16 protein-coding genes are annotated in these 17,412 nt (G+C 73.7%); 1 reads left to right on the plus strand and 15 read right to left on the minus strand.

What is annotated here, in order from left to right:
- Nucleotides 1–52: 52 nt before the first annotated feature.
- The 13 genes from ACZ7KX_RS32195 to ACZ7KX_RS32255 form a co-directional block, all read right to left on the minus strand.
- A complete protein-coding gene (locus ACZ7KX_RS32195; protein ID WP_470329534.1) occupies nucleotides 53–1,858 on the minus strand; it encodes a complex I subunit 5 family protein in 1,806 nt (601 codons plus the stop codon).
- Between the two features lie 2 nt (nucleotides 1,859–1,860).
- A complete protein-coding gene (locus tag ACZ7KX_RS32200) occupies nucleotides 1,861–2,208 on the minus strand; it encodes a sodium:proton antiporter (protein WP_470329535.1) in 348 nt (115 codons plus the stop codon).
- 1 nt (nucleotide 2,209) lies between these two features.
- Nucleotides 2,210–2,956 carry an MnhB domain-containing protein gene (locus ACZ7KX_RS32205; RefSeq protein WP_470329536.1) on the minus strand — a complete coding sequence of 249 codons (747 nt, stop codon included), beginning with the start codon at nucleotides 2,954–2,956 and terminating at the stop codon, nucleotides 2,210–2,212.
- Entirely contained in the window at nucleotides 2,953–3,234 is a 282-nt protein-coding gene (locus ACZ7KX_RS32210; protein ID WP_470329537.1) for a Na(+)/H(+) antiporter subunit B, read from the minus strand. The genes ACZ7KX_RS32205 and ACZ7KX_RS32210 overlap by 4 nt, the downstream gene beginning before the upstream one ends.
- A complete protein-coding gene (locus ACZ7KX_RS32215) occupies nucleotides 3,231–3,527 on the minus strand; it encodes a monovalent cation/H(+) antiporter subunit G (RefSeq protein WP_470329538.1) in 297 nt (98 codons plus the stop codon). Before ACZ7KX_RS32215 ends, ACZ7KX_RS32210 begins: the two co-directional genes overlap by 4 nt.
- Nucleotides 3,524–3,817, minus strand: a complete 294-nt coding sequence (locus ACZ7KX_RS32220) for a monovalent cation/H+ antiporter complex subunit F (RefSeq protein WP_470329539.1) — start codon at nucleotides 3,815–3,817, stop codon at nucleotides 3,524–3,526. The genes ACZ7KX_RS32215 and ACZ7KX_RS32220 overlap by 4 nt, the downstream gene beginning before the upstream one ends.
- Nucleotides 3,814–4,299 carry a hypothetical protein gene (locus ACZ7KX_RS32225; protein WP_470329540.1) on the minus strand — a complete coding sequence of 162 codons (486 nt, stop codon included), beginning with the start codon at nucleotides 4,297–4,299 and terminating at the stop codon, nucleotides 3,814–3,816. Before ACZ7KX_RS32225 ends, ACZ7KX_RS32220 begins: the two co-directional genes overlap by 4 nt.
- Before the next feature lie 290 nt (nucleotides 4,300–4,589).
- The gene (locus tag ACZ7KX_RS32230; protein WP_470329541.1) at nucleotides 4,590–5,678 is read right to left on the minus strand and encodes an SDR family oxidoreductase; all 1,089 of its coding nucleotides are present in this window, start codon (nucleotides 5,676–5,678) and stop codon (nucleotides 4,590–4,592) included.
- A 198-nt stretch (nucleotides 5,679–5,876) separates the two neighbouring features.
- A complete protein-coding gene (locus ACZ7KX_RS32235; protein WP_470329542.1) occupies nucleotides 5,877–7,640 on the minus strand; it encodes a glycoside hydrolase family 15 protein in 1,764 nt (587 codons plus the stop codon).
- 80 nt (nucleotides 7,641–7,720) lie between these two features.
- Complete coding sequence (locus tag ACZ7KX_RS32240; RefSeq protein ID WP_470329543.1) at nucleotides 7,721–8,857, minus strand: enolase C-terminal domain-like protein; 1,137 nt, start codon at nucleotides 8,855–8,857, stop codon at nucleotides 7,721–7,723.
- A complete protein-coding gene (locus ACZ7KX_RS32245; protein ID WP_470329544.1) occupies nucleotides 8,854–9,390 on the minus strand; it encodes a DUF1360 domain-containing protein in 537 nt (178 codons plus the stop codon). The genes ACZ7KX_RS32240 and ACZ7KX_RS32245 overlap by 4 nt, the downstream gene beginning before the upstream one ends.
- On the minus strand, nucleotides 9,387–12,470 hold the full coding sequence (locus ACZ7KX_RS32250; protein ID WP_470329623.1) for an FAD-binding and (Fe-S)-binding domain-containing protein: 3,084 nt from the start codon (nucleotides 12,468–12,470) through the stop codon (nucleotides 9,387–9,389). Before ACZ7KX_RS32250 ends, ACZ7KX_RS32245 begins: the two co-directional genes overlap by 4 nt.
- Entirely contained in the window at nucleotides 12,467–14,254 is a 1,788-nt protein-coding gene (locus tag ACZ7KX_RS32255) for a thiamine pyrophosphate-requiring protein (protein WP_470329545.1), read from the minus strand. Before ACZ7KX_RS32255 ends, ACZ7KX_RS32250 begins: the two co-directional genes overlap by 4 nt.
- A gap of 419 nt (nucleotides 14,255–14,673) precedes the next feature.
- Between ACZ7KX_RS32255 and ACZ7KX_RS32260 the strand changes: the two genes are divergently transcribed.
- Nucleotides 14,674–15,333 carry a thiaminase II/PqqC family protein gene (locus ACZ7KX_RS32260; protein ID WP_470329546.1) on the plus strand — a complete coding sequence of 220 codons (660 nt, stop codon included), beginning with the start codon at nucleotides 14,674–14,676 and terminating at the stop codon, nucleotides 15,331–15,333.
- Nucleotides 15,334–15,440: 107 nt separating this feature from the next.
- Here ACZ7KX_RS32260 and ACZ7KX_RS32265 read toward each other — a convergent pair whose 3' ends face one another.
- Both ACZ7KX_RS32265 and ACZ7KX_RS32270 read right to left on the minus strand, forming a co-directional pair.
- Nucleotides 15,441–15,959: a hypothetical protein gene (locus ACZ7KX_RS32265; RefSeq protein WP_470329547.1), complete on the minus strand. Its 519-nt coding sequence runs from the start codon at nucleotides 15,957–15,959 to the stop codon at nucleotides 15,441–15,443.
- 194 nt (nucleotides 15,960–16,153) lie between these two features.
- The gene (locus ACZ7KX_RS32270) at nucleotides 16,154–17,377 is read right to left on the minus strand and encodes an ROK family transcriptional regulator (protein WP_470329548.1); all 1,224 of its coding nucleotides are present in this window, start codon (nucleotides 17,375–17,377) and stop codon (nucleotides 16,154–16,156) included.
- Nucleotides 17,378–17,412 lie beyond the last annotated feature (35 nt).

The raw sequence follows: 17,412 nt of genomic DNA on the forward strand, positions 1-17,412 counted from the left end.
AGGAACCGTTGGTTCGTTCGGGCGGAATGCTCAGCGACCGGTCCTCGACGGGTCAGGTCTGGGTGGCGATGGCGGCACACAGCACGGCCACGCCGAGGGCGAGCCAGGCGAGGTAGTCGCCGAGGTGTCCGGAGTGCAGGCGGCGCAGCATCCGCACGGCCGCCGGGCCGGGGCCGGCGGGTGTGGGCCGCCGGACGGCCGTGACGGCGAGCGCGCAGGCGAGCGCGGCGGAGAGCAGGCCGAGGGCGAGGCCCGCCCCGGTCCAGCCGGCCCCGGCCCGGCCGGGTGCTGCTGTGGAGCCGGTTGCCTCGGTGACGGCAGCGGTGTAGCGGGCGGGGTCGGTGAAGGTCTGCGCGCCCTGGGCGAGCGCGGTGGCGACGGCGGGGACGCAGCCCAGCATCAGGGCGGCGGTCAGGAGGAGGGCGGGGACGGCCAGCATCGCGGGCGGCAGGGTCCGCTCCGCGTCGCGGATCTCGGGTTCCTCGCCCTCTCCGGTGGTCTCCTCCTCTCCGGGCCGGGTGCCCGGGACCGGTCCGACGCCGAAAAAGATCCGCAGGGCCGCGCGCAGGACGGCGGCGCCGGTGACGGCGGAGGTGGCCACGAACACAGCGGGCAGCCAGAACCGGAGGTGGCCCGCGGCGTCCTCGGTCAGGGCCTTGCCCAGGCCGGTGCCGAACGGCGGCAGCCCGGCCAGCGCAAGCGCGCCGACCACGAACAGCACACCGACCGTGCGAAGGTCGCGGGCCTTGCCGTGCAGGCCGTGCTCGTCGACGGATCCGTACCGGTCCAGCAGGACGCCGGCGAGGCCGAACAGGGCCGCCTTCACCAGGCCATGGCCGGCAACGTAGAGGGCGGTACCGCCGGCGCCGTCGGAGGTGAGCACGGCGATACCGATGAGGAACAGGCCGACGTGGCTGATGGTGGAGAAGGCGAGCAGGCGCTTGAGGTGCCGTTGCTGCCAACACATCAGGGCGCCGAGCAGCGCGGTCACGACGCCGAGCGCGGTCACGGTGCTGCGGAACGCCTCGTGCGGGATGCCGCCGGGGCCGGAGAAGACGGTCCAGTACACGCGCGCGATTCCGTAGACGCCGAGTTCGACCATGACGCCGGACATCAGCATGCACACCGGCGTCGGGGCGACGGCGTGTGCATCGGGCAGCCAGAAGTGGAACGGCACCGCGGCGGCCTTCACCAGCAGCGCCGTGCACACCAGCACGAAGGAGAAGACGGTCAGCGCGTCGGTGTGGCGGTCGGCGAGGTGCTCGCCGAGGCGGGCGAGGTTGAGTTCGCCGGTGCGGGCGTAGAGCAGGCCGATGCCGAGCAGGGAGCAGTAGGCGGCGAAGGAGTTGACGATGGCGAAGGTGAGGGCGCCGTGCAGGGGTCGGGGGTCCTCGATGCGGTAGCCGGTGAGGGCGTAGGCGGCGGCGCCCATGAGCTCGAAGAACACGAAGGCGTCGAACAGGTCGCCGGTGAGGGCGAAGCCGGCCATGCCGGCCTCGAACAGCAGGATCAGCGCGGGGAAGACGCCTGTGCGTTCGCCGGTGGGTTCGTCGAAGTACCGCCAGGAATAGATGATCACCGCGAGGACGAGGACGCCCACCAGAAGGGCGAGGCCGGCACCGAGCGGGTCGGCGGCCAGCACGATACCAACCTGGGCGGGCCAGCCTCCGAGGTCGGCGGTGGCGATGCTGCCGCTCTTCGTCCAGAGCAGCACCAGCACCGCGACTTCCAGGGCCGCGACACCGGTGGCGAGGACGTCGCAGCCCAGTCGGGGCAGGCGGCGCCCGGCGAGGGCCAGGAGAACGGAGCCGAGCAGCGGGACGGCGATGGCGAGCGGCAGCAGGTCCTGCGCAGTCACGTTCAGCCCTTGAGGCCGGTGAGGGCCTGCGGATCGACGGTGTGGTGGCGTTTGCGCAGTTGGATGGTGAGGGCGAGGAGCAGGGCGGTGACGGTGGCGCCGACGACGACGTCGGTCAGGGCCAGGGCCTGGACGATCGGGTCGACGACCGGCCGGGCGCCGGGGGTGAGGTCGGAGAACACCGGGGCTGTGGCGCCTCCGCGGTAGCCGACAGCCAGGAGCAGCAGGTAGGTGGAGGACTGGGCGACGGCCAGGCAGCCGATGGCGTGGATGAGGTTGCGGCTGGTGACCAGGCCGTACAGGGCGATGAGCAGGACCCATCCGGCGGCGAGGTAGACCCAGATCCCCATGTCAGCGTGCCTCCTGGTCGTCGGGGTCGGTGATCTCGACGGCCTGGTCGAGGAAGTGGGCGAGCAGCACGATCAGGGCGGAGGCGACCTCGATGCCGACGGCGGCGTTCAGGACGGGGACGGTGCCGCCGGAGGTGATCTGGTTGAACGTGCCCAGCGGCAGGACGTTCTTCAGGAACGCGCCGCCGGCGATCAATGCGGCCAGGCCGATGATCGTGAACGAGGCGGCGGCCAGTGAGTCGGCCACGTCGAGGACGGTCAGCGGCCGGACCCGCTTGAGGACGCGGTAGTCGGCGGCGACGTACGCGAGGTGCAGCGCGGTGGCCAGGACGACGCCGCCCTGGAAGCCGCCGCCGGGCGACAGCTGGCCGTGCGCGATGATGTACACCCCGACCACGAGGGTGACCGGCAGCAGGACCGCACCGAACAACCGCGTGGTGGGCAGCACCCGTTCCGCCTCCGGCTGCTTCTCGCGTTCGTCCCGGGCCAGCCGCAGCAGCAGCGTGGCGGCGAGGACGGTGGTGAAGAGGATCGACTCCTCGCCGAGGGTGTCGAACGCGCGGACGTCGAAGTTCACCGAGGAGACCACGTTGGCGGTGCGGTGGGCGAGGGCTGCGGCGACGGCCCGGTCGCCGTAGGGGTGGAAGTCGGATCCGAAGCGGGGCAGGCCGGTACAGGCGGCAGTGAAGAAGCCGGCGATCACGGCAGCGGAGACCAGGAACAGCCGGAGCCGGGCTCGGGCCGTCACCCCTTGCTCTCCCCACCGTCGCGGCGCTCGTCGTCTCGGGTGGGGCGTCGGGTGACCTTGCGGACGGTCAGTAGGATCAGCAGTGGCGTCAGGGCGGTGCCCACGGCCAGCTGCGACAGCGCGACGTCGGGGGCTTGGAGCACGGCGAACAGCACCGACAGGGCCAGTCCCAGGACGGCCAGGACGACGGCCTGGCGGGCCGGATCCCGGCACAGCACCGCCACCGTCGCCGCGGCCACGACGAATGCGACCGCCACACCGATCAGCGCCTCGTTCACGTGCTGTCCTTCCCGTCCGAGTTCCAGGTGGCTTTGCCGAGTGCAATCGTCGTCACGGTGCCGCCGGCCGCGAAGAGCAGGCCGATCAGCAGCGTCTTCACCGCGCCGCGGCCGCCGCCCTGGTCGAGGGCCACCGCTGCCGCGATCAGCGGCACCCCGGCGCACGCGGCCGGGGCGAGGGCGTGCAACCGCACGAACGTGTCCGTGAAGACGGCGAGGGCCGCCACGGACAGCAGGACGAACCCCACCCCTGCCCACAGCAGCACCAGCACCAGCACGTGACCGGCCGTCATCCGCCCCCGCCCTCACGCTCGGAACCCTCCGGTGCCCGGTTCCGGCCGGCGACGAAGCGGGTGAAGACCAGCGTGCCCGCCGGGGAGAGCACGGCGAGCATCAGCGCGAGGTCCTGGTAGGAGGAGCGCTGGTAGGCCTGCGGCAGCAGCAGGAACACACCGCCGACCACGCTCGACAGCAGGCACACCCCGGCCAGGCGCCGCACCGCGCTGCCCCTGGCCGCCACCCACAGACACACCGGCACCGACGCGATCAGCAGGACCAGTGCAGCCGCTCCCCATGCGTTCATGACGCTTCCCCCTGGGCGCTGTCGGCGACCACGCGTTCCACCGGCCCCGGCCGCGGGCCGAGCGCGTGCACCAGCACCTCGCCGTGCTCGCCGATCTCCAGGACGCAGGTGTCCGGCGAGGCGGCCACCATTGTCGGCGCCCAGCCCGGACCGACGCCCGGGCGCAGCCGTACCCGGCGAAGGCCCGCCTCCCGGGGCCCGCTCAGCAGGGCGCGGGCCAGGACGGCGCTGCCGCCGAGCACTGCGCCCGGTAGCCGAGCCGCGGAGCGCAGAGCGCCCCGGGCACCACCCGGATCGATGCCGGCGGCCAGCCGAAGGCGCCGGGCGGCCGACGCGCCGCCCAACGCGGCGGTGCCCGCCACCAGCAGCTCGACGGGGGAAACGGAACTGATCAAGACCGCCGTCATCCCCATCAGCACGCCGAACCACACCGCGATCTCCACCACCGCGCCGCGCACAGCCCCTCCTCCGTCGTCAGCCATGTCGAGTGCCCCTGAGCCAGCCTCATCTGCCCGACGGCGTCCGCCCGGTCGTGCGGTGGTTCAGTCCGGTGGTTCGTGGGGGCGCGGGCCGTCGGGTGGCGGCGGCTCCGGATGCGTCGGGGGGCCCGGCTCGGGCCCGCCCGGCGCCGGCGGCTCGACGGGCGGCTCCGGAGATCCGGGCGGCCTGGGCGGGTCGGGCGTCACGGGAGGGCCGTCCGGATCCGGCGGGGCAGGCGGGGCAGGCCGACCCGGTGGGGCAGGCGGTACCGGGGATGGCGATCCGCGTGGCATCACACACTCCTTGTCGGCGTTGGCGTTCCAGTCGGCGGAAGGCGTCTGCCCCACCGTCTTGATGCGAACCCGCACGGGCCCGGCGCCAAACCCGTCCTCACCCGCCCGGCCGCCCGCCACACCCCGGCCCCGACGGATGCGAGCGTCTGGGCGGCCTGCTGCTGGACACTGCGGGCACGGGCACGGTCGTCGAAGCGCCCGTGAACCCCGAAGTCCTCGCAGGTGTCGACCGGCTCGAAGAGGTTGTCCGGGTCATCGGTGCGTCGACGCTCACCGCTCTGCTGCGAGTCGAAGCCGGTGCGCGCGAGGTAGCGGTCCAGCACGCCGGGCGCGATCGCGTTGGCCACCAGGGTGGCCACCGTGCTGGCGCCGACCCAGTACTCGCGGCGCCCGGGGTGGTCGGCGGCGAAGACCACGGCGCGGGCGGCGACTTCGGGCTGGTAGATCGGCGGAACCGGCTGGGCGCGCTTCGGGAGACGGGAGCGTACCCAGTCGAACTGCGGGGTGTTGACCGCCGGCATCTGGACCATGGTGGTGCGCACCACGGTGCCGGAGGCGAGCAGTTCGCAGCGCAGTGCTTCGTGCCAGCCCTGGATGGCGTGCTTGGCGCCGCTGTAGGCGCTCTGCAGTGGGATGCCCCGGTAGGCGATCGCGGAGCCGACGTGCACGATCACGCCCTTGTTGCGGGGCAGCATCCGGGCCAGCGCGGCCCGGGTGGCGTACACGTAGCCCAGGTAGGAGACCTCGGTGACCCGGCGGAACTCCTCCGGGCTGATCTCGGTGAACGGCGCGAACACGGAGGCGAAGGCGTCGTTGACCCATACGTCGATCGGTCCGAGCTCGTCCTCGATCCGCTGCGCGGCCTTCTCGATCGCGTCGGGGTCGGCGACGTCCGCCTCGACAGCGATCGCCTTGGCCGCACCGGCCGCCTCGGCCTCGCGCACCGCCGCATCCAGACCGGTCCGGCCACGGGCGATCAGCGCGAGTCGGTCCCCGCGGGCGGCGAACGCGAGCGCGCTCGCCCGGCCGATCCCGCCGCTCGCTCCGGTGACCACCACAGTTCGGGGAGAGTGAGGGTGACGTGTCATGCACTTGCGGCTAACCCATCTCCCGCGAGGGCAAACCTTCCTGCCGTGCCCCACCCGTCCGGCCACACCGCTGACGCCGTGGATGCGGTCCTGCCGCTCGGCCATTTCGACCTGTTCGCTGCTGGGCGAGGCATCGCACTACACGTCCGAAGGCCCTGGGCCGGCGTTTCGCGGATTCCCCGCCGGCGCCGCCGTGGGTCAGGGGCCACTCGCGAGGCGGTGGGCGGTCTCCAGCATCAGGGCGTGGACGAAGGCCTGGGGCAGGTTTCCGCGCAGCTGGCGTTGGGCGACGTCGAACTCCTCCGCGTACAGGCCCGGCGGCCCGCAGGCGGCGCGGTTGCGTTCGAACCAGCGCAGCGCCTCCCTCTCGTTGCCCTGCTGGTGGTGGGCGAGGGCGACGAGGAACCCGCAGAGCAGGAAGGCGCCCTCCGCGTCCTGGAGGGGCCGCTGGTCGTGGCGGAAGCGGTAGCAGTAGTGGTCCTCGCACAGTTCGGCCAGGACGGCGTTCAGGGTGGCGCGGGTGCGCGGGTCGTCGGCCGGGATCGCGCCGCGAAGGGCGGGCAGGAGCAGGGCGGCGTCCACGCCCTCCTCCGACGGGGAACGCTGCCAGCGGCCGGTGGGGTGCAGGCAGTCGCGGTCGGCATCGGTGACGATCCGGTCGGCCAGGGTCTCCCAGCGGGCGGCGAGGCCGCGTCCGGACGCGGGGTGGGCGGTGGCGAGGGCTCGCAGTCCGGCCGCGCAGGTCAGCCGGCTGTGCGTCCACCGGTCGGGGTGGAGTTCCCAGATCCCCGCGTCGTTCTCGCCGTGACGCGCGGCGATCGCGTCGGCAGCGGTCTTCGCCGCTCGCCAGCCGTCGGCGTCGAGCCGGTCCCGGCGGGCGGCGGCGGCGAGCAGGAGCAGGCTCTCGCCGAAGCCGTCGAGCTGGAACTGGCGGTTGACCCGGTTGCCGACGACGTCGAAGCCGCCCGGGTAGCCGGGCAGGTCCAGGGTGCGCGGGGCGGGGACGGGGCCGCCGTCGGCCGTGTAGGCGGGGGCCAGGCCGGATCCGTGTGCGAGGAGGCGGGCGGTGACGAAGCGCACCGAGTCGTCCAGCAGGGCATCGGCTCCGGCGGCGGCCGCGGCCTGGCCGATGTAGGCCTGGTCGCGGATCCACACGTACCGGTAGTCGTAGTTGCGGCCCTGCTCCGCGCGCTCGGGCAAGCTCGTGGTCGCCGCGGCCACCGTCCCACCGGCCAGCGCGGTCATGCCGCGCAGCACCGCGTACGCGTGCCGGGCATCGCGTCGGCCCAGCACGGCGCCCATGTCGGGTACGTCCTCGGCCCAGGCCGCCTGGGTCGCCCGCCACAGTCGCTCGGGTTCCTGCGGCTCGTCCAGCGGTTGGTCGGAGATCTCCAGGACGAGGTCGTGCCGCTGGCCGGTCTCCAGGCGCAGACGGGCGGTGAGGTGTGGGCGGGAGCCGGACTCATCGGTCTTCGCGTCCGGCAGGCCGGTCAGCCGCAGGTGCAGGCCCGCGGTACGTGCCGTCCAGCGTCCGTCATCGACGCGTTTGACCTTCCGCAGCCGGTGCTCACCGAACCCGGCGGCCACCTGGAGGTTCACCGTGACCTCGGCGGAGCCGTCCACGGCGACGAGCCGGCGCAGAAGGACGGCGCGGTGGGGGGCCCCGGGGTGTGCGAGGGCTTCGCGGCACTCGACGATCCCGCCGGTGGTGACCCAGCGGCTGCGCCAGATCAGGGTGCCGGCCTCGTAGTAGCCGCCCCACACGTAGCTGCCGGTGGGGGTGACGGTGTACCAGCCGGGTCCGCCGATCAGGGCGGCGAAGACGGCGTCGCTGTCCCAGCGGGGTGCGCACATCCACACGATGTCGCCGCGCGGGCCGACCAGGGCACCGCGGTGGCCGTCGGCGAGCAGGGCGTAGTCGCGCAGCGCGTGCGGGGTCGGCACGGTGGCGCTCTTCGACACTCGGGTTCTCCCTCCAGCGCACGTGGGGCGGGGGTGGGCCGCTGCCCGGCCCGGTCGGGTCCGGCCCGCGGGGGCGATGGCTACGGGCTGCCTGCCAAGGCGGTGCCGGTGGTGCGGGTGTGGCGTTCGAGGACGTCCTGGCGTGGGGTCAGCCCCAGGCCCGGGGCGCCGTTGCGGCCGGGATGCAGCTCGCCGCCGGTGGGGTCGAGGGTGCCGTCGAAGAGGAGGTCCTCGATCCGGACGTGGTCGTGGAACCACTCCAGGTGACGCAGGTTCGGCACGGCGGCTGCGGCGTGGGCGTGGACGTGCGGGGCGCAGTGCCCGGACACGTCCCGCCCGTGGGCCTGGGCGAGGGCGGCCGCGCGCAGCCAGACGGTGAGGCCGCCGCAGCGGGTGGCATCGGCCTGCAGGCAGTCCACCGTCGGGGCCATGGCGGCGAAGTAGGGCAGGGTGAAGCCGTACTCGCCGGCCGCGACCTCCGCCGTGACGGCGTCCCGGACCCGGGCGAGGCCGGCGAGGTCGTCGGAGGAGACCGGTTCCTCGAACCAGCGCACGCCGTACTCCTCGAAGCGCCGGGCGAGGCGGACGGCCTGCTTGGCGCTGTAGGCGCCGTTCGCGTCCACGTACAGTTCCCCGTCCGGCCCGATCACCTCGCGGGCCTGCCGGATCCGCGCCAGGTCGCGCCCTTCCCGGGTGCCCCACGCCTCGCCGATCTTGATCTTGACCCGGGGAATCGCCTGCTGCTCCAGCCAGCCGCGCAGCTGCGTGTCCAGCTGCCCCTTGTCGTAGGTGGTGAAGCCGCCGCTGCCGTAGACCGGCACGGAGTCCTGGGCGCGTCCGAGGAGGTCGGCGAGCGGCAGGTCGAGCAGGCGGGCCTTCAGGTCCCACAGGGCGGTGTCGACGGCGGACAGGGCGTAGCCGCCGATGCCGGGACGTCCGGCGTTGCGCAGCGCGCGGTGCATCGCCTCGTTGGCGGCAGGCACGTCGAAGGCGCTGCGGCCGATGGCGTGCTCGGCGAGTAGGCCGGTGATCACGTCGGCGCAGGCCGCGGCTCCGTAGGTCCAGCCGTAGCCACGGGTGGCTCCGGAGCCGGCCTGGACGAGGATCATGGTGGTGCTGGTCCAGGTGGCGGTGCCGTCGGCCTCCGGGACGTCGGTGGGGAAGTCGAGGACCCATACGCGCAGGCCGTCGACGGTCGGCGTCGCCGAGGCGGTCATGAGGTCTCGCCGGCCGCGCGTTGGAGGGCAGCTCGGGCGAAATGCAGGAGGTCGGCGGCGGCCAGCGCCGACAGGGTCGCGGTGGCCAGGCGCGTGGCCCGGGGCGCGAAGAGGGTGCCGGCGGTGATGCCGGTGGCGATCCACAGGCCGGTGCAGAAAGGGCAGCTGAGCAGTTCGCCGATCGCCTTCCGGGCGCCGGTGCCCCGCACCTCCTCTTCCAGTTCCGCGGGTCCGGAGGTGCCCTCGAAGCGGGTGAACGGGGCGCGCAGCGGGCTGGTCACGGGGTCCTTGGCGATCAGGCGGCCCAGCTGGTGGGTCGCCAGGGCGCTGAGGGTGACATCCCACAAGTCGGGGTCGGGCAGGGGACGGCGGGTGGCCCGTGCCGCTGCCGCGGTGGCCAGCACGGCGGTCGCGTACGTGCCCATGAGGCCGGTGTAGGCCGCGAGCGGGCGGTCGGCGTCGCCGGCGTAGGCGCGCGCCTCGTGGTGCAGGCGTTCGTGCAGCGAGTGCCCAAGCGCGGCGGGTGATTTCACGGCGTCCTCCTCCTGCGGTGGTGGCGAGCGATCAGCGCGGCCCACACGGCCAGGCCCGTCAGGGTGCCCGCAGCTGCTGCAGCCAGGAGCCGTCCGGCCGCGGGGCTGGCCTGCGGGCGGGCGACGGCCTTCTCCGGGTGGTCGGCGGGCGCCGGGCCGTCGAGCGCCAGCGCGAGGGCTTCGGCGAGGTGCACGGCCCGGCGGCCGGTGTCGGACTGCTCGATCTGGGTGCGGCAGCTGAACCCGTCCGCCACGACGAACGCGCTCGGCGCGGTGGCGCGGACGGCCGGCAGGACGCCCTGCTCGGCAATCGTCTGGGACACGTCGTAATGCCCCCGCTCGAAGCCGAAGTTGCCGGCCAGCCCGCAGCAGCCCTCGTCCAGCACGTCCGCGTCCAGTCCGGCACGGTCCATCAGCTCGCGGTCCGGATCGGCGCCCAGCACGGCGTGCTGGTGGCAGTGCGTCTGCACCGTCGCTGCCCGGCCCACCTGGGGCGGGCACCAGCCGTCGGGGGCGTGATTGACCAACTGCTCGGCGAACGTCCGCACCTGCGCGGCCAGCCGGACGATGTCCTGGTCACCGGCCAGCAGGTCCGGGGCGTCCGTGCGGAACACGGCCGCGCACGACGGCTCCAGAGCGATGATCGGCGTGCCGGCCTCCAGCCACGGCCGCAGCACCCGGATGGTGCGTTGAAGGACCCGCTTGGCGGTGGCGAGTTGGCCGGTGGAGACAAGGGTCAGGCCGCAGCACACGGGGCCCTCGGGGACGGCGACCTGGAAGCCGGCGTCCTCCAGGACCCGCACCGCCGCCGTGGCGATGTGCGGGTGGAAGTGGTTGGTGAAGGTGTCCGGCCACAGCACCACGGTCCGCGGATCGTGCGGGTCGGGCCGCTCACGCCCCGCCCGGTGCCAGGCATCCTGGAAGGACTCGGCGGCGAACACGGGCGCTTCACGTCGATGGTCGATGCCGGCGATCAGCTTGCCGAGCCGACTGAGTCCGGGAGCGTCCAGAACGGCGTTGGCCAGAACCGGCGCCAAGCCGGCCGCCCGGGTCCACAGCGGCAGCCAACCCATCGCGTAGTGGGCAGCGGGGCGCAGCCGGCCCCGGTAGTGGTGGGCGAGGAACTCGGCCTTGTAGGTGGCCATGTCCACCCCGACCGGGCAGTCGGACTTGCAGCCCTTGCAGGCCAGGCACAGGTCGAGGGCGTCGCGGACCTCGGTGGAGCGCCACCCTGTGGTGACCGGGCTGTCCTGGTGTCCGCCGATCATCTCGAACAGCAACCGGGCCCGGCCCCGGGTCGAGTGCTCCTCCTCCAGGGTGGCCCGGTACGAGGGGCACATCACGCCGCCCTGGTGGGTGCGGCAGTTGCCGATGCCCACGCACCGCATGACGGCCTGCCCGAAGTCATGGCCGTCGTCGGCGTACGCGAAGTGCGTCGCCCGGTGCGGCTCGGGCCGCCAGCCGGCGCCCAGACGGAGGTTCTCGTCGACGCGGTGCGGGCGGACGACCTTGCCGGGGTTCATCCGATTGCCCGGGTCGAACAGGGCCTTGACCTCACCCATCGCGTCGACGAGGGTCCGGCCGAACATGCGGGGCAGGAGTTCGCCGCGGGCCTGCCCGTCACCGTGCTCGCCGGACAGGGAGCCGCCGTAGGAGGCGACCAGGTCGGCGGCGTCGATCAGGAAGGCACGGAACGCCTCGATGCCCTTGCCCTCGCGCAGCTCGAACGGGATCCGGGTGTGGACGCAGCCCTGCCCGAAGTGCCCGTACAGGGAGGCCTGCTGGTAGCCGTAGCGGTCGAAGAGCCGCTCCAGGTCCCGCAGGTAGTCGCCCAGACGCTCCGGTGCGACGGCGGAGTCCTCCCAGCCCTCCCACGTCTCGGAGCCGTCCGGCGGGCGGGCGGTCACGCCGAGGCCGGCCTCGCGGGCCTTGAGCATCTCGTGTTCGCGCGGCGGATCGTCGGAGAACGCCACCGACGCGTCGCCCTCGTCGCGACCGATGGCGCGCAGCAGCTCGCGGGCCTGCGCGTCCGCCCGTTCCTTCGTGTCGTCAGTGAACTGGAGCAGCAGCCAGCTGTCGCCCCGGGGCAGCCGCTCCAGGGAGTCGAGGTAGGCGTGCTCCTCGCGCATCAGCTGGGCCATGCGGCCGTCGATGGCCTCCAGCTGGGCGGGCCGACTGTGCTTGAGCAGATCCGGAACCGCGTCGGCCGCCTGGTAGATGTCGTCGAAGCCCAGCACCAGCAGCGCCTCCGCGGCCGGCACCTCGACCAACCGCAGCTCGGCCCGCAGCACGGTGACCAGGGTGCCCTCGCTGCCGACGAGGGCCTTCGCGATGTCGAAGCCGTTCTCCGGCAACAGGGAATCGAGGTTGTAGCCGGAGACCCGGCGCGGGATCTTCGGGTAGCCGCGCCGGATCTCGGCCAGATGCCGGCCGGTGATGTCCTTCAGACCCTCGTACAGGCGGGCCCGCGTCCCGCCGTCCGCGACGGCCCGCGCGTACTCGTCGTCGCCGGTGGGGCCGGCCCAGAACCGGGTGCCGTCGTAGGTGAGGACCTCCAGACGGCAGACGTTGTCGACGGTCTTGCCGTAGGCCTGGGCGGAGGCGCCGCAACTGTTGTTGCCGATCATCCCGCCGAGCGCGCAGTGCGTGTGCGTGGACGGCTTCGGTCCGAACATCAGCTCGTGCTCGGCGAGCTGACGGTTCAGCTCGTCCAGCACGATGCCCGGCTCCACCACGCACGTCCTGGCCTGCGGATCGACGGACACCAGGCGGTTGCAGTACTTCGTCCAGTCGATGACCACCGCGGTGTTGGTGCACTGCCCGCCCAGGCTCGTGCCTCCGCCCCGGGAGAGCACCGGCGCGGCGAACCGCGAGCACACCGCGACCGCCGCCGCCCCCGCCTCCACGGTGCGCGGCACCACAATGCCGAGCGGGATCTGCCGGTAGTTGGAACCGTCGGTCGCGTACGCTCCGCGGCTGCCCGGGTCGAAGCGCACTTCGCCGTCGACCTCGTCCCGCAGCGCGCGCTCCAGCGCCGCCAGGTCGACCCGCTCGCTCGTGTCCTGGCCGGCCACGGTCAGTTCCCGCCGCTGCCGGGCAGGAACTCCTGGACCTTCGCCTTCACGCCCTGCCGGATGACCGAGCCCCGGTCGCTGTCGCCCTTGATCACCGACATCGCCGCGGCCTTGATCTGGTCCCACGTGGCGTGCGGCGGGATCGGTGGCACCGCCGGGTCGGTACGGAAGTCGATGACGAACGGCCGCTCGGCGGCGAGCGCCTGGCGCCACACGGGCTCCACGTCCTCCGGTCGCTCCACGCGCGCCCCGTACAGGCCGAGCAGCTGGGCGATGTCGGCGTAGCGCACGTCCGGCAGGCCCTGCGAGGGCTCGAACTGCGGGGCGCCCTGCATCGCCCGCATCTCCCAGGTGACCTGGTTCAGGTCGTGGTTGTTGAGCACCGCCACCACCAGGCGAGGGTCCTCCCACTCCTGGTAGTACTTCGCGACGGTGATCAGTTCCGCCAGCCCGTTCATCTGCATCGCGCCGTCGCCGACGATCGCGATCGCCGGACGGTCCGGGTGCGCGAACTTCGCGCCGATCACGTACGGCACCCCCGGGCCCATGGTGGCCAGCGTCCCCGACAGCGAGCCGCGCTCGCCGCCGCGGAAACGCAGGTGCCGGGCGTACCAGTTGGCGGCCGAACCGGAGTCGGCGGCCACGATCGCGTTGTCCGGCAGCAGGGCGTCCAGGGTGTGGACGACGTACTCGGGGTTGACCGGGTCCGCCGGCACCTCGGCGCGGCGCTGCATCACCTCCCACCAGCGCGCCGCGTTGTCCTCCACCGTCTTGCGCCACGTCCCGTCCGCCTTGGGCTCCAGCAGCGGGATCAGCCGGCGCAGTGCCTCGGCGGCATCGCCGACGAGGTTGACGTCGAACGGGTAGCGCAGCCCCACCATGGACGGGTCAAGGTCGATCTGCACCGCCCGGGCCTGGCCGAACTCGGGCAGGAAGTTGCTGTAGGGGAAGCTGGAGCCGATCACGAGAAGGGTGTCGCAGTCGCGCATCATCTCGTAGGACGGGCGGGTGCCGAGCAGGCCGATCGAGCCGGTGACGTACGGCAGGGTGTCCGGGAGCGTGTCCTTGCCGAGCAGGGCCTTGGCGACGCCGGCACCGAGCAGGTCGGCGACCTGCTCGACCTCACGGCGGGCGTTCCTGGCACCCTGGCCGATCAGCATGGCGACCTTCTCGCCCGCGTTGAGGATCTCCGCGGCCCGGGCGAGGTCCTCGGCGGCGGGGACGGGGGCGTAGTGGGGGATGCCGATGCTGGAGGGGACCTGCTTGAAGGCGTGCTCGGGCGGGGTGTAGTCGAGTTCCTGCACGTCGGCGGGGATGATCAGCGCGGTGATCGTGCGCCGGGTGGTGGCGATCCGCATCGCCCGGTCCAGAACGTTCGGGAGCTGCTCGGGGACGGTGACCATCTCGCAGAACTCGGACGCCACGTCCTTGTACAGGGACAGCAGGTCGACCTCCTGCTGGTAGGAGCCGCCCATGGCGCTGCGGTCGGTCTGCCCGACGATCGCGACCACCGGGACGTGGTCGAGCTTGGCGTCGTACAGGCCGTTCAGCAGGTGGATGGCACCCGGCCCGGACGTGGCGGCGCACACGCCGGTGCGGCCGGAGAACTTGGCGTAGCCGACCGCCTCGAACGCGGCCATCTCCTCGTGCCGGGCCTGGATGAACCGCGGCTGGTCCTCCGCCCGTCCCCAGGCAGCGAGCAGCCCGTTGATGCCGTCGCCGGGATAGGCGAAGACGTACTCGACCTCCCACTCGCGCAGCCGCTGCAACACGTAGTCGGCAACCTTCATCGTCTGCTCCTCCTGATCCCGGTGCTTGCCGTCAGCACGGTTGGGTGCTGCCCGATCGGCTAACCGCCGTCGGCAGGCCCGAAACCCCTCGACCGGCGGTTGCCTGGTGGCCTGGGTGGGTTCATGCGTCGTGGCGGCAGTATCGCGAAGGCTCGCCCCGCAGGCGGGCAGGCGTGCCCGAGAAGGCGGAAGCGGTAGCCCACCCGGGGCACACGGCGGGCGCGCCCGTTCATCCGCGCACGCTCGGCTGCGGGGCCGCAGCGCCTGGACCGGCGTGCCCGGCACCAGGGCATCGGTACCCACGCGGCGGCGAGCCGCTCGACCACGAGCAGGCCGGACCCGCCCGGCCTGTCGCCGCCCTCCGGACGCCGCCAGGCGGTAGGAATGGCACCGGACCGAACCGCACCCCGGAGGCCCCGGTGAACCACCCGATCCTCGACCGGATCCAGGACCTGCGCGCCGAGTTGGCGCCCGGCGACGCCGCCCCCGCGCTGGTCACGGCATTGGCCGCCGGCACCGCCACCCGCTCGGCACTCGCCGAACTCGCCGCCCAGCAGCACCGGATCATCCGCTCCGACCGCCGCAGCCTGCTCATGCTCGCCACCCGCTGCGCGGACCGCCCGCTCGGCGCCTGGTTCGCCACCCTGGCCGAGGGCGAGAGCGCCGCCCTGCGCACGCTGCCCGCACTCGCCGCCGCCAGCGGCCTCGACCTCGCCGCACCGGAGGCCCGAGCACCGCTGCCCGGCTGCCAGGCCTACCCCGCCTACCTGGCCTGGCTCGCCCTCAACGGTCGACCCGAGGCCGCGGCCGCCGCCCTGGTCGCCAACTTCGCCGCCTGGGGCGGCTACTGCGCCACCATCGGGAAGGCGCTGCGCAGCCACTACGGCTTCGACGACGAGGCCTGCGCCTTCTTCGACTTCTTCGCCCGGCCCGCCACCGGACTGGAGCAGCAGGCCGCCGACGCGCTCGGCGCGAACGGGCTCGACGCACCGGCCCTGGCCGACGCACGCGAGTACGGGCTGCTGCTCCAGTCCTACGAGCACCTGTTCTGGGACACCCTGGGCGTGCTCGACCTCTGACCGCCGGACACCGGAACCCGCACGACCCGGACCGGACGTACCACCGGGACCGGGTCGTACCACTCGGACCGGACGTAGGGTCCGCACGCCTCGGCGGCCCGTCCGCGTCAGGCCTGCCAGTGCGGCTTGCCGCTGACCATCCGGCAGTAGATCTCCCGGCCGCTCGCGTCGTGGGTGCTCTTCCCCAGGTCGGCGTTGCGGCAGAACTGTCCGGCCTCGTAGCAGTTGCCGGCGGCTGAGCGGATCTCACACCCGCCGGCGGCCGCCGCGGTGTGCTCCGGCTGCGGGTCGGCCGGCGGCTGAGCGGTGGTCACCTTCGGCTGCGGAGCCTTGGGCGCCGCGGGCTGCGAGGCGGCCACGGACGGCGCCGGGGGCGTGGCGGCCGGTGCGGCGGGCTGCTCCGGCGCCGTGGTGGCCGGGGCAGGGGCCGGCGCCGCGGGGGTAGCCGGCGGCGCGACCGGCGCGGGAGAGGTCGGGGCGGCGGCGACGCTCGGCGTGGCGGAGGCCGTCGACGTGGCGTCGGCGGCCGACGGGTCGCAACCGGTCAGCGCCAGGCCGACGGTGAGGACGAGTCCGGCGAATCCGGCCAGACCGGCCCGGCGGCGCCCGGGTATGCGTGAAGGCATGGGAGGAGAACGCTCCGTTCCGTTTGGATGAGTCGTGCGATTCAAGCAGGGTTCCCACACGCCCCGCGCACCGTTTCCCCACTCGTTTGCAGATCGAGATCTGGCGACCACCGAGCGTGTCCGCCCTCCCGGTCGCCGTCACGCTGCGCGTCCCGGCCCCGCGCCCTCCGCGGCCACCCCGACCCGCCCGACGGTCAGCGCAGCCCCGCCGTCCGACGCTCGAACACCTCCGGGCGGGCGGACTCCAGCGCCGTGGAGACTGCGCCGAGGAGCACCGCCTCCTCCCTCAGCAGGCTCGGCGCGAGCGTCGGACGCATCGGGGCGAGCCGGTGCAGGGCCCGCTCCAGCGGCTCCAGCAGCAGGTCCGCGCTGCTGCCGATCCCGCCCCCGAGCACCACCAGGTCCGGATCCAGGACGGCCGACAGCACGGCCACCGCGTAGGCGAGTTGCTCCGCCTGCCGCTCCACCGCCCGCAGCGCCGGGGCCTCCCCGGCCCGGGCCCGCTCGAACACCTGCTTCGCCGTCAACTGCCCGGCGCCGCCCGCCCCGGACAGCCCGAACTCCCGGGCACTGCGCACCACCGCGTCCGCGGCGGCCTCCTCCTCGATGGTCCCGGTCGGCTCGCCGCCACGGGCGGGCAGCGGCACCAGGCCGATCTCGCCCAGCCCGCCGTGCGCGCCGACCAGCAGCTCGCCGTCCTTCACCACGCCCAGTCCGAGCCCGGTGCCGACCAGCAGGTAGGCGAACATCCGGCTGCCCCGGCCGGCCCCCAGCGTGTACTCGCCGAGCGCGGCCAAGTTGGCGTCGTTGGCCACCGACACGGCCGTGCCCAACTCCTCCGCGATCCGGTCGAACAGCCCCGGCCGGCCCCAGCCGGGCAGGTGGGAGGCGTAACGCACCCCGCGCCGCCGCTCGTCCCAGACGCCCGGGGTACCGATCACCGCGTGCACGATGTCGTCGGTCGCCAGGCCCGCGTCGGTGACCGCCCCGTGCGCGGCGGCCACCACGGCGTCCGCGACGGCGTCCGCCGAGCTCCCCTCGTTGGCCACGTCCCGGCGGGCGACGACCGCCCCGGCGAGGTCGGCGACCGCCACCCGCAGCCGGGCCCGGCCGATGTCCACGCCGAGCACGTACCCGGCCGTCGGGTCGACCTCGTACAACACGGCGGTGCGGCCCCGCTCGGGGGCCAGCCGACCGGCCTCGCGGACCAGCCCGGCCTGTTCGAGGGCGGCCAGTGCGGCGGAGACGGTCGGCTTGGACAGACCGGTGTCCCGGGCCAGCTGGGCGCGCGAGGAGCCGCCGCCGGTGCGCAGCAGCTCCAGCAGCAGCCACTCGTTGTTGCTGCGCAGCCGCTGCCGGTTCCAGGGCACCGCGGGAGCCCCTGCCGCCGGGCGACTCGTCGGCTGGTGGGGGCTCATCGTTCTTCCTCCGGTCTGGTGCTCACGGACGTCTC

This window comes from Kitasatospora sp. NPDC038210 (genome assembly GCF_055600605.1).